The organism is Empedobacter sp. GD03797, assembly GCF_029842105.1.
GTDB classification, from domain to species: Bacteria; Bacteroidota; Bacteroidia; order Flavobacteriales; family Weeksellaceae; genus Empedobacter; species Empedobacter falsenii_C.
Map to the genome: position 1 here is coordinate 1 of NZ_JAOCFS010000049.1, position 11437 is coordinate 11437.

The 11437-nt window shown below is 29.8% G+C and carries 10 protein-coding genes; 3 read left to right on the plus strand and 7 right to left on the minus strand.

Annotation, left to right across the window (positions count from 1 at the left end; translation table 11 throughout):
- Positions 1–29: 29 nt before the first annotated feature.
- The 5 genes from N5D90_RS16640 to zupT all read right to left on the minus strand — a co-directional run bounded on the left by N5D90_RS16640 (position 30) and on the right by zupT (position 4594).
- Positions 30–905 carry a hypothetical protein gene (locus N5D90_RS16640; RefSeq protein ID WP_280063402.1) on the minus strand — a complete coding sequence of 292 codons (876 nt, stop codon included), beginning with the start codon at positions 903–905 and terminating at the stop codon, positions 30–32.
- A 141-nt stretch (positions 906–1046) separates the two neighbouring features.
- Positions 1047–1685 (minus strand): porin family protein, encoded by a 639-nt coding sequence (locus tag N5D90_RS16645; protein ID WP_280063404.1) that lies wholly within the window; start codon positions 1683–1685, stop codon positions 1047–1049.
- Positions 1686–1797: 112 nt separating this feature from the next.
- Complete coding sequence (locus N5D90_RS16650) at positions 1798–3075, minus strand: site-specific integrase (RefSeq protein ID WP_280063406.1); 1278 nt, start codon at positions 3073–3075, stop codon at positions 1798–1800.
- Positions 3076–3334: 259 nt separating this feature from the next.
- Complete coding sequence (locus tag N5D90_RS16655) at positions 3335–3661, minus strand: hypothetical protein (RefSeq protein ID WP_280063408.1); 327 nt, start codon at positions 3659–3661, stop codon at positions 3335–3337.
- A gap of 150 nt (positions 3662–3811) precedes the next feature.
- Positions 3812–4594 carry a zinc transporter ZupT gene (gene zupT / locus N5D90_RS16660; RefSeq protein ID WP_280063410.1) on the minus strand — a complete coding sequence of 261 codons (783 nt, stop codon included), beginning with the start codon at positions 4592–4594 and terminating at the stop codon, positions 3812–3814.
- A 159-nt stretch (positions 4595–4753) separates the two neighbouring features.
- On the opposite strand from zupT, the gene N5D90_RS16665 reads away from it, so the two are divergent.
- Complete coding sequence (locus N5D90_RS16665; RefSeq protein WP_280063411.1) at positions 4754–6049, plus strand: mechanosensitive ion channel family protein; 1296 nt, start codon at positions 4754–4756, stop codon at positions 6047–6049.
- A gap of 15 nt (positions 6050–6064) precedes the next feature.
- Here the strand turns inward: N5D90_RS16665 and N5D90_RS16670 are convergent, their stop codons facing one another.
- Positions 6065–8335 carry a DUF2339 domain-containing protein gene (locus tag N5D90_RS16670; protein WP_280063412.1) on the minus strand — a complete coding sequence of 757 codons (2271 nt, stop codon included), beginning with the start codon at positions 8333–8335 and terminating at the stop codon, positions 6065–6067.
- Between the two features lie 117 nt (positions 8336–8452).
- Here N5D90_RS16670 and porQ point away from each other — a divergent pair, with 117 nt between their 5' ends.
- Together porQ and cmk are read left to right on the plus strand one after the other, a co-directional pair.
- Complete coding sequence (porQ, locus tag N5D90_RS16675) at positions 8453–9478, plus strand: type IX secretion system protein PorQ (protein WP_280063414.1); 1026 nt, start codon at positions 8453–8455, stop codon at positions 9476–9478.
- A gap of 51 nt (positions 9479–9529) precedes the next feature.
- Positions 9530–10216, plus strand: a complete 687-nt coding sequence (gene cmk / locus N5D90_RS16680) for a (d)CMP kinase (protein ID WP_115002211.1) — start codon at positions 9530–9532, stop codon at positions 10214–10216.
- On the opposite strand, the gene N5D90_RS16685 is transcribed toward cmk, so the two are convergent.
- The gene (locus N5D90_RS16685; protein ID WP_221856736.1) at positions 10206–11135 is read right to left on the minus strand and encodes a glutaminase; all 930 of its coding nucleotides are present in this window, start codon (positions 11133–11135) and stop codon (positions 10206–10208) included. The two genes, cmk and N5D90_RS16685, sit on opposite strands and share 11 nt — an antisense overlap.
- Between the last annotated feature and the right edge of the window lie 302 nt (positions 11136–11437).

An 11437-nucleotide genomic window follows, 5' to 3' on the forward strand; every position in this document is an offset into this window, starting at 1 on the left:
TAACAAAAGATGCTTTTATGCATCTTTTGTTATTTTTGATTATAGTCATCATCATATTCATCGTAAAAATCATCATGTTCATCATCGCTATAATCTATATTATCATTTAAATCTCTTAGTTTATCATCATACTTCTTATTTAAATAATCTTTGTCTATATGATGTTGTGTATATTTTTCACCTGTTAACCAATTGCTTTCTAATTTTGATTTTGAAATTTTTTCTTTATCAGCATTGTAATTTTGAACATATTCATTACCAAATATAGGATTTTTTAATTTTGAGCGACCTGATTCTTTTTTTTCTGAGTCATAATGCTGAGTATAATTTTCTCCAAATAATGGTTCTTTTTCAACAGAACGTCCGCTTTCTTTTCCATTTTTATCATAATGCTGAACATATTCAGAACCCCATAATGATTTTTTATTTTTTGACTTACCTACTTCTTTGCCATCTTCATAATGTTGAATATACTCCTCTCCTGTTAGCCAATCCTTTTTAGTTTTTGATGTTTTTTTTATTTTACTTTCTTTAATTTTTTCTTGTCCTAATTTGTAAACATCACTATTCTTGTAATTTAAGTAAAAGAGATAAGCTTCTGGGCTCATTTCAGTTTTTTTATTATAATGCCATTTTAATAGTACCATTAAAAATGTAATGATACCTGTGAACAACAAGGGATGTATACCTTTATTAAAGTCAAGTTTTTCAAATAAAAAATTTATGAACCATTCGATTGCATTGTAAAATGTTTTACTATATTCAATTAATTTAGGGTATTTGTTGTGAAGTAAATTAATAAATTTAAAATTTTGAATACATGCCCATGAGAATAGGTGATAAAACCAAAGAGTTATAGAAATAAACCTTATGTTCATCCAAATTAAAGAGTAAAATAGTTCCATTGTTTAAAAGGTTTTGTAGTTATTAATTTCTTTAGTGTTTGTGATTAAATTTATTTTTAAGTACAAAAAAGGTGATTCTCATTTGTGAAACAAGTCAAATCACCTTTTATAATTTATCAATATTGATTATTTTGATTATTGTTAAAATAAATATGCTACTGAAATTTTCAAATTGCTATTTTTTAAGCTCCCTGTAATATCAGTGTCTTCATCATCAGTTGAAGTATTATATATATTCATTAAACCAAAGTCATATCCAATTGAAAATTGATATTTTTGTTTAAACTCAATTCCTGCACTTAATCCTAAACCAAAATCAAATCTTTTTAAACCTTCATCACCAAAAGTATCATATTTTTCTCTATCTGTTTCTCCATCCCAATCGTAGTCAATTGTTTGTTTTCCAAATAATCCATATGCGAAATAAGGTCCGAAACTACCCATTAATTTCATATCAGAGTTTATAGAATGTTTATATCCTAATTGGATTGGAATTTCTAAGTAAGCTGCTTCTACTTTACTTTTTCCAAAACCCCAATAATCAAGTTTTGCTCCTTTTGATGAAACTAATACAGCACCTTCTATAAATACTCCTTCACTAATTTGAGGTAAATTCAATTCAGCTTTAACACCAGCATGATATCCAACTTTAGATGTGAAATTAGTCATTTTGCTAAGATTCATACCGCCTTTAATACCAAACTTAACATTTTCTAAATTTTGGGCATTTGCACCATATAATAAACCAAATGTTAATGCTAAAGAATAAATTTTTTTCATAATTGTAAATTTTCAACAAAAAAACAATTATTAATTAAATATAAATTACGTAAAACCGTAATTGTATTAGAAACAATTGTATTATATTGAATTCTTTTGTAATATAATTACATTATTGATGATTGTTAAGTAGTTTATCTTTTAATGAAGTAGCTCTTTCTTTATTTGAAGATTTTACATAAAGTTCAAGTGTTTTAGTAGAACTATGTCCTGAAACAGCCATAATTTCATAGTTAGTGATATTAGGATTCATTGATAAATTAGTAATAAAACTTCTTCTAGCAGTATGAGAACTAATTAACTCAAATTTTTGGTATTTACTTTTTGTTTTTCTTCTGATTCCTTCTTCATTAGAAATGACTCTATGACCTTCAATAGATTCATTAATTTGAGCTAGTTCACAAATTTTCTTAATGTAATAATTATATTGTTGTTCACTTATTTTATTTGGTAATCCATTATATTTTTTTATTATCTCCAATGTTTCGGGTAGAATAGGAATTATAACTTCTTTACCTGTTTTTCTTGTTTTTTTTATAATAAAATCCTTGATGAAATTATTTTTTGTTAAAACAAATAAATCTGAAACCCTTAGAGCAGTAAATAATTGTAATACAAACCAATCTCTTGCATAATCAATTGTCGTGTCTTGAATAAAATTCAAATTAATTATTGAAGATATTTCTTCTTGAGTTAAGTATTCAGAATCAGTTTCCTCTTCTTTGTATACGAAGTTTCCTCGGATAAAATCTTGATGAACATCTATCCCGCTTTTGTATGCATATTTAAGAATAGCATTGAGTTTATTTTTATTAGTAGCAATAGTGTTTCTGCTATATTTTAACTTTGTTTCTTGAAATTTAATAAATGAAGAAAATATTTTGTAATCAATTTCACATAGCTTAATATTCCTGTTTTTGTCAAATTTTTTCCAAATATTAAACGTTGACTTATATCCTTTTATAGTGTTTTTTCCTAAGTTTTTACCGTTTACGCTTTGTTCGTCTACTTTTATATTTCTTTCAATATAATAGGAGTAATAAGAAGTGAAGGAAGTATTTGAATCAATTTTTGTTTTAGAGCCTAAATTAAAAAAATCTAAATAATGATTTTTTAAGATTTCATTGTTCATAGATTGCCCTTTAATCATTAACTTAATATTAAGTTCATATACAGAGGAATCAAATTCCTGCATAATTTTTTGAACTTCAGCATAGTTTGTAAGAATACAGTTTCGGTTAAATTTTTGTTTTGTTGTATCCCATGATTCTGCATTGATTTTAATATGCTTAATAGTCACTTTGTAATCTGATGTTCGAGATTTTCTCAAACGATAATACAAGGTACATATACCTTGTTTTTTACTTGGATAAAATTTTCCTTCAATCATTTTTTATTTTTTTTGAAGAAAGTGTTATCAAGAGTAGTGCAGGATTTTTGTACCACATTTTGTACCACATCTATATAGTAGTTATTATTGTTCAATAATAGTTAATGATATAGTAAAAAAAGTTTAAACGCACTGACAGAAAGGTCTGTGACAATATGTCAACTATATTGTACTATGTTATTAATTACTATATTTTAGTATTCGAAAATCCCCACTCCGAGTACTAAGCAAAAGCTCGAAACATTAGTTTCGAGCTTTTTTATTTAAATTCTCCTTTTTGTATAATTTTTACTTCAAATTTTCGGACTCTATCATCTGTAAAAGTAGCTTCGTTTTCATAAAATTCAGGAAGTTTGTAATGTGAATTATCCAGCCAGCCACCATTTGGCCAATCAATTTTATGCAGATAATTATTTTTCGTTGTTATAGTTAATCGATATATCTTTGTTGACTTATTCGTTTTAACCTTGACATTTGCGCAATATTTTCCATCTTCAATGTGATCATTTATATTATGAAAATCTGAAGACGACGAACAACTATAAATTATAGTAAAGCAAAAAAGTAAAAGTATATTTTTCATCATCTTTTTATTTAATCTTCGCTTAACAATCTATTGATATTCTGTTAAGCTTTAAATTTAATTTGCTGCATACATTTGCAGTAACAAAATCCTCATGTGTTAATTTATATCATTTCTCAAAATTACTTCTCTCTCCGGGAAGTTTTTTTGTTTTTACATAAAAAGTACAAGACTAACCGCCATTACAAACATTCCGATTACAATTCCGTAAGTTGATAATTTTTTTCCAGCGTATTCGTTTGCGGTCGGAATTAATTCATTGATCGAAATGTAAACCATCATACCTGCGACGCTCGCGAAGATTGCTCCGAAAATTGATTCATCAAAAAATTGTAACAACACAAAATAGCCAATTAATGCGCCAATAGGTTCTGTTAATCCTGATAAAAAAGAATATAGAAATGCTTTTTTTCTATTCTTTGTCGCGTAATAGATTGGTATAGCAACGGCGATTCCTTCTGGAATATTATGAATAGCAATAGCTGATGCAATAGAAATTCCGTAAGTTGGATTTTCTAAAGCGGACAAAAAAGTTGCTAATCCTTCAGGGAAATTATGAATTGATAAAGCTAAAGCTGAAAATAATCCCAAACGTAATAATTTCTGATCGTTTGTTTCTGTTTTATTTTCTTCACAATGATGATGAGGTAATATTTTATCGATTAAAATAATGATTAAAATTCCAGCAAAAAATCCTAATAAAGTATATGTGTAACCTAATTTTTCTCCAAAAACTGTTGATAAAGATAATTTTGCTTTGGTCAAAATTTCTACAAAAGAGACATAAAGCATTACGCCAGCAGAAATTCCTAACATTACGCCTAAGAATTTTGGATTGAATTTTTTGTACAATAAACACAAAAGGCTTCCAATTCCAGTACTAATTCCGGCAAGAAAGGTTAAACTAAAAGCAAATATCAACGGGTTTGAAAACATTAATTTTAATAAATAAGTTAGATTAATCTAACAAATATAATCTTTTCATTGTTTTGAACCAAGATAAATTAAGAAACCAACAAATTTCAATGTAATTTATCAGTTGTTGTAAATTATGAAAAGGATAAACTTATTTTTGTTGCATTAGTTTTTATTCAAATGGAACTTTTAGACGAAAATATTCAAAGCGATGTGTATCGCTCAATGCTCGAAATGATTGCCAAATTGGGATTATCGAGTTATTCTACTACAATAATGACAACAATTATTCTGTCAATTTTGTTAGTTATTATATTATATGCGATCGATTTTTTATTACGAAAAGTGTTACTGCTCGTTTTAACCAACTTTATTGCAAAAAGTAAGACCAAGATTGATGATTTATTGATCAAGAATAGAGTTTTGCAATTTGCAACACATATTGTTCCTGTAATTGTCGCCAAAGAAGCGATTCCGCTTATCTTCAAAGGATTTCCGAATTGGATCAAAATTGCGATGCAAATTACAGATGTTGCGTTGATAATTGCGGTTGGATTGTTGTTTAATGCAATTTTTAAAGCGTTCAGGGATTTTCTTCGAGGTAATAAATCTTTTTCGGATAAACCAATTGATAGTTATCTGCAAGTGATGAATATTTTAGTTTTCTTTGTTTGCGGAATCCTAATTTTCTCGATTGCGACAGGGAAATCGCCTATTACATTTTTGGTTTCTTTGGGAGCAGCTTCGGCGGTTTTGATGTTGGTTTTTAAAGATTCGATATTAGGTTTTGTGGCGAGTATTCAGGTTTCGATGAATGATATGGTGCGCGTGGGCGATTGGATTGAAATGACAAAATATGGCGCAGACGGAACGGTTACTGAAATTAATTTAGGAACGGTAAAAATTCAGAATTTTGATAAAACAATTACAACAATTCCAACGTATGCCTTGGTTTCAGATTCGTTTCGTAATTATCGCGGTATGCAAAATGCTGGTGGACGACGCATTAAACGTTCGATAAATATTAAAATGAATTCGATTCGATTTTTGACTGAAGAAGAAATTGAAGAATTGAAAAAAATCCGAATGTTACATGATTTTATTGTAGATAGAACGAATGAAATCAATCAATATAATGTATCGAATAAAGTTGATCCAACGATTTTGGCGAATGGAAGACGAATGACGAATATTGGTCTTTTTCGACAATATATCAAGACATATACCTATAATAGTCCAAAAATTAGAACAGATTTGATGTTCGAGGTTCGACAACTTCAACCAACCGAGCACGGTTTGCCAATTGAACTATTTATGTTTACAAATACAACAGTTTGGAACGAATATGAAGTGATTATGGCTGATATTTTCGATCATATTATTGCTGTTGTTCCATATTTCCATTTAGAGGTTTTCGAGTCGCCTTCTTCGGATGATATGCGTGTAATTGCTGAAGCATTGAAAAGAAATAATTAACAAAGAAGCTGAACATTATTGTTCAGCTTCTTTGTTTTCGCTGGGTTTTTCCATCAAATTAACCATCAAATTTTTTAGTTTTTGATACATAAAAGAAGTTAATAAGATTAAAATTCCTAAAACGATAAAAGATATTATTCTGAAAATATTGCTCATTTCCCAAACATCTACGAAATATAATTTTAGAATAATCAATCCAAATAATATAATTCCAACAATAGGAAAACCTTTCAGTTGTTTTCTCAATCCGAAATAAATCAATACAAATCCTAAAACGGCCCAAATAATTGGCAATAATATCATTCGGAAAATATCGGCTTGATGCGAAAAATTAGAAGAGCTTTCGTCAAGTGTTATCAACATAAAACCATTGTATTTCTCGAAACTAATCACATAAACCAAGACAATCATGCTGATGATTTGTTTTGCTTTGGAGCTATGGAAATCGCTACTTTTTACAACTAAATAAATAATGTATGCGGTTGGAATGAGATAACTCAAATAAAGGAAATAACTACCGATGTTGTAATTTATTTTGCTTGGTAACAACGGAATTTCGGCAAACATTGGTAAAAATAGAATGCAGAAAGCTGCAGAAATTTGTAAAATAAGTTGCAAAGCATTTCCTAAATTTAGTTTTTCGCGCAGTGCTAAAACAAAAGCAATAAAAAATAATGTATAAATCAATACATAACTTACAATCATCATAAAGTTGAAATAAGGTTCGATTTGGTAAATTAATTCGAACAAAATTCCTGTGTACATCAATAAAAGTGATGTTGAGATGAAGATAAATTTGGAATGATTGAGCTTAAAACCTAAAAATTGTTCTTCGGTTTCGAAATCTTTCATCAAATATATATTCGCAATAGAACAAATTAATGCAATAAAACTTGTGATGAAAACGTGATTGAAAATTACGACTAAATGTTTTTCAGTATCAATATAATCAAACCAATTGACGCATAAAGCAATCAATAAAAAAGGAAACATGGCAATGAAAAAGACTTTGAAAATGTTTTCTTTACTTTTTTTCCAAAGAAACAGTAATAAAGTTGATTCAATCGCGAAACAAATCGAAACGACATTTGCTTTAAATTGTAGTGCAATTGCAGTTGTGATAAGCGCAATACTCAAACCGATTAAGGTTTTTTGTAATAAATTATTTTTAGAGGTTTTGTAGATGTAAAATGCACCGAAAGCGTTTATCAATCCAAATAAGAAAGCCATCAAACCATTATTATTTCCAATAATAAAATAATAAACCGAAGAAATTAAAACGGTTGATAAAATGGTATTGAAAATAAGTAAAAGGCAATTCCAAACCGAAAATTCTCCTTTTTTGAAATAATTCAGCAAACTTGTTACTGTAAAAATAACGTAAAGCAAGCCAAAGAAAAGATATTGCGTTGAGGTTTTGGAATCGTCAATCCACGCAATACTATATATAAAGGTAAAAGCAAACGCGATAAATGAAATGATTTGCCAGTTTTTTCGCCAAGCCATGTACAGCATACTTAGGTTGAGAATCGTCAAATAACTAAATAGAAATACAAAATTGCTTTCGCCTGTACTAATCATTAATGGAGCGGTGAAACCACCAATAATCGAGAAAATGGCTAAAACTTGTCGATTATATAACATTGCCATCACGATAGAAAAAATCGTCACAATTGTTAATAATCCAAAAGTGGTATTCTGAGAAAGTAAATGATATTCTCGGAAGGCGATAGTTAAGGTGAAATATAAAACGGTTAATCCACCTCCAATTAAGATGGAAGAAAAGATTTCAAAATTTTTCCGAATAAAATGAGCAATTCCAATAATCCCTAAACCAACTCCAATTCCAATCATCACGCGGAAAGTTTCGTTGATCCAATTTTGATCAATTGCATATTTTACGAAGTAAGCAATTCCTAGAACTAAGGTTACAATCCCAAAAATCGTCAAGAAATTGTCTTTGATAAATGAAATTGTATTGTTGAGGTTTTTATCAAAACTGCTTTCTGTTGTTTGTCTTGGTGGAATTTCGTCAAAAATACGTTTTGGCGCTTCGACTTTATTGTAGGAAACAACTTCTGGTTGAGGTTCAATTTTTTTCTCTTCAACTATTTTAGGTTGCTCAACAATTGGTTTTGATTCAGTTTTAATTTCTTTCGCATCCAATTGCTCTTGCAAATGTTTTAGCTTAGTTTCTTGATAATCAAGTTGTTTTTTTAGTTGCGAAACTTTATTAAACAAAATCACAATCAATACGAATATAATAATGGCAATAAAAAATTCCATAAAGTGTTTTTTAGTTAAATTGAAGTTAAGCTTTTTTTCAGAAAGCCTAAAATTTTGTTTTGCATATACCAAAATCATTCTGTTTTCGTTATTCTACAAAATCTTTATTTTTGCTAAATGTTTAAAAAGCTAAGTACATTATTGTTTATCGCGCTATCGACTTCGATTTTTGCGCAAGATGGAACGCGTGTTTACGAGTTTTTGAACATTACAACTTCTCCACGTCAAGCGGCTTTGGGAGGAAATGCAGCAACTTCTTGGGATGCTGACCCCAATTCTGCTTTATGGAATCCTGCGTTGATGAACCGAGAAATGCATGGTCAATTTGGAATCAATTACGTCAATTATATTGCGGATGTAGATTTCGGAACATTTTCGACGGTTTATGAAATCGATCAAGAAAATTTTGTTTCTGTTCATGGTCAATATGTTGATTACGGAAAATTAATTGGAACTGACGAAAATGGAAATGTAACAGGGAATTTCAAAGCAAATGATGCCGCAATTACAGTTGGTTATGCACGTGTTTTGGGCGATTATTGGACAGTTGGAGCAAATTTAAAATACATTAATTCTACTATCGAATCATATAAATCTTCGGCAATTGCGGGAGATGTTGGTCTTTCGTACCACGATTTCGATAAAAATATCAATGTTTCGCTAGTTGTGCGTAATATCGGTCAACAAATTCAAACGTATAATGGCAAAAAAGAAGATATGCCAACGCAAGTTAATTTGGGAATTTCGCATCGATTAGAACATGTTCCGTTAGAATTTACGTTTTCTTTGCACGATTTGCAGAAGTTTGATATTTCCCAACCTTATAATAAAAACGGACAAGAAGTCTCTGCTGGAAGAAAAATGATTGATCACCTTTCGGTTGGAGCAGAATTATTTCCCGAATCTGATTTTAATATGCGTTTAGGATATAATTTCAAACGTGGAAATGAATTAGCAGCCGAAGGAATTCGTTCTCTATCTGGCTTAACGTATGGTTTTGGAATCCGTATAAATGCGTTCCGATTTGAGTTTAGTCATGCGAATTACCACAAATCTGGAGGTTCTAATCACTTTGGTTTGATTCTCAATTTAGACCGAATTATTCAAGGTCGAGATTATTGGAGAAGTAATCCTTGGCTATAAAAACTTTTCAAACAACTATAAAATCTTATCTTTGTCTTCAATTCTATATAGATGAAAGAAAATTTAATTATTGCAATCGACGGATATTCTTCTACAGGAAAAAGTTCGATGTCAAAAATTATTGCAAAAAATCTTGGTTATACACATATTGATAGTGGTGCAATGTATCGCGCTGTGACTTTGTATGCGTTTCAACATCAGTATATTGTCGATAATAAAATTGATGAGCAAGCATTAATAACCCATTTATCTGATATCAAGATAGAATTTCAACAAGATCCTACAACTCAAAAGAATCTTACTTTTTTGAATGGTGAAAATGTAGAAGCAGATATTCGTACGATGGAAGTTTCTAAAATGGTTAGTCCAATTTCTGAAATTCCTGCTGTTCGCGATTATTGTGTAGCGCTTCAACAGCAAATGGGAGAAAAAGGAGGTATTGTGATGGATGGTCGCGATATCGGAACAACAGTTTTTCCAAATGCAGATATCAAAATTTTTATAACAGCTTCACCAGAAGTTCGTGCACGACGTCGCTTTTTAGAATATCAACAACAAGGGAAAAATATTCCTTTGGATGAAGTGTTGAAAAATGTGAACGAAAGAGATTATATCGATTCTCATCGCGCATATTCTCCACTTCGTAAAGCTGATGACGCAATCGAAGTCGATAATTCGAACATGAATTTGGAAGAAACGGTGAATAAAGTGATGGAGATTATTAATTCTAAAAAATAGAATCCTCTGTTGCGGTTGTAAATTCTTCCAGAAATTTCATTCCTCGATAGGAGTTTCCTTTTAAATTTAGTTTAGGACTCCAAACTGAAACAATGTAATATTTAGGCATAATTGCAACAATTCCTCCGCCAACACCACTTTTTCCAGGTAATCCAACTCGAAAAGCAAATTCGCCAGATTCATCATAGAAACCACAAGTTTGCATAATAGCGTTGATTCTTTTTGTTTGACTAATGTTTAAAACTTGATAATCATCAAACAAGTTTTTTCCTTTATTGGCCAAAAATGAAAAAGTTTTACTCAATTCCATACACGACATTTCAATCGAGCAGATATAAACATACAAATCCAAAACTTCATCAGGAGAATTATGAATATTGCCCAAGGATTTGATAAAATTTGTTAAAGCTGCATTACGATAAGCGGTAGAAAATTCACTTTTTGCAATTTTATCAGAATATTGAATAGAATAATTACCAGAAACCTTTTTAATAAAATCCAAAAAATATGCTTTCGGATCATCACAAATATCAATTAAGATGTCGCAAACCACTAAAGCACCTGAATTAATAAATGGATTTCTAGGAATTCCTTTGTCAGTTTCTAATTGTAACAATGAATTAAAAGGCGTTCCCGAAGGTTCTACATCAACTCTTTCCCAAATTTTCTCGCCAATTTCTCTATAAACTAAAGCCAAAAGCAACACTTTTGAAATACTTTGAATCGAGAATTTTTCTTCACAATCACCAAATCCAAATTGAAGTTGATCCGTAAACAATAAAGAAACTCCAAATTTCTCGCCATCTATTTTAGATAATTCTGGTATATAGTTCGCCGTTTCACCCAAATTCTCTTCTTCAATTACTTTTAGGTAAATCTTATTTATTATCTCAAAATATTCTTTTTCTTTCGAAATCATAGCGCATATTATATATAGTATGAATGTAAATCTATTTTACACGTTAAACAAAATTAGAAGTTTATTTATTTTCTTAACTAAATATATCCCGTTTCGCGACAATTTCTCCCGATTCGATAACCATAAAGTATCCGCTGCTGCTTTGCTTAATTCAGCAAACCATCACCGTCTAATAATTTCATTGCTGTAAAAATTATGTAACATCGATCCAAATATAAAAAAACAAATTCTCTTGTATAGTCAAATTTAAGAACGACCTTTCAATAAAAAGGCGTTAATAAATGAAGAAGTTCGAAGCGAAG